Source organism: Bacteroides sp. 4_1_36 (genome assembly GCF_003466325.1).
GTDB lineage: Bacteria > Bacteroidota > Bacteroidia > Bacteroidales > Bacteroidaceae > Bacteroides > Bacteroides uniformis.
The window spans coordinates 1-991 of record NZ_QSOX01000062.1; the positions used below are offsets into that span (position 1 = coordinate 1).

Annotated in this window: 1 protein-coding gene; it reads left to right on the plus strand. The window is 52.6% G+C overall.

Going from position 1 to position 991, the window contains the following annotated elements; genetic code table 11:
* The coding region (locus DXD65_RS20875; RefSeq protein WP_147350696.1) for a glycoside hydrolase family 97 catalytic domain-containing protein at positions 1-991 on the plus strand (991 nt) is incomplete at both ends.

A 991-nucleotide genomic window follows, 5' to 3' on the forward strand; every position in this document is an offset into this window, starting at 1 on the left:
CCGTGGCGCGTAATCTCCGTTGCAGACCGGGTGGGAGGATTGCTGGAGACGAATATACTAACAAGCCTGAACGAGCCCTGCAGGATTGAAGACACTTCATGGATTAAGCCTTGCCGGACCACGTTCACATGGTGGAACGGGAATGTCGTGCCGGACAGCACGTTCTCTCCGGGGAACAACTTCGATACAAACAAGTACTACATCGATTTTGCAGCACGCAATGGCTTGGATGCACATGGAATCTACGGATATGCGGAGACTCCTTGGTACTATGATGACAACTTCAATTTCGGATGGGCGGGACCCAATGCGGACGTTACAAAACCGATACCGTGCCTGAACATGCCGAGAATTGTGGAATATGCAAGGAGCAAGGGGGTTGGCATACATCTGTGGGTACACTGGAGACCGTTGTACGACAAACTCGAAGAAGCCTTTGCGCTCTATGAGGAATGGGGGGTCAGGGGACTCATGGTGGACTTCATGGACCGCAATGACCAAGAGATGATACGTATCCAAGAAGAGATACTGGAATGTGCGGCAAGACACAGGCTCTTCATACAGTTCCATGGGTCGAGCAAGCCTTCCGGACTGGTAAGGACGTATCCGAATGAATTCACACGGGAAGGGACACTCAACTATGAAGTATGCAAATGGGACACGCTGGTGAATGCGGACCATGACATTGCGATACCCTTCACCAGGATGCTGGCGGGAGCGACGGACTATCACCTGGGAGGGTTCAGGGCACTGCCGCGCTCGGAGTTCAAGATACAGTATGTAAATCCTCATGTAATGAGCACACGCTGCCATATGTTGGCCATGTATGTGGTTTTGGAAAACCATCTCACCTCGTTGTGCGATACGCCAAAGGCTTATGAAGGTCAACCGGGGTTCGAGGTGCTCCGTACCGTGCCGGGAACGTGGGATGAGATAAGAGTTCCGCTGGCAAGGATGAATGAGCATGTCACGGTGGCCCGCAGGAGCGGTT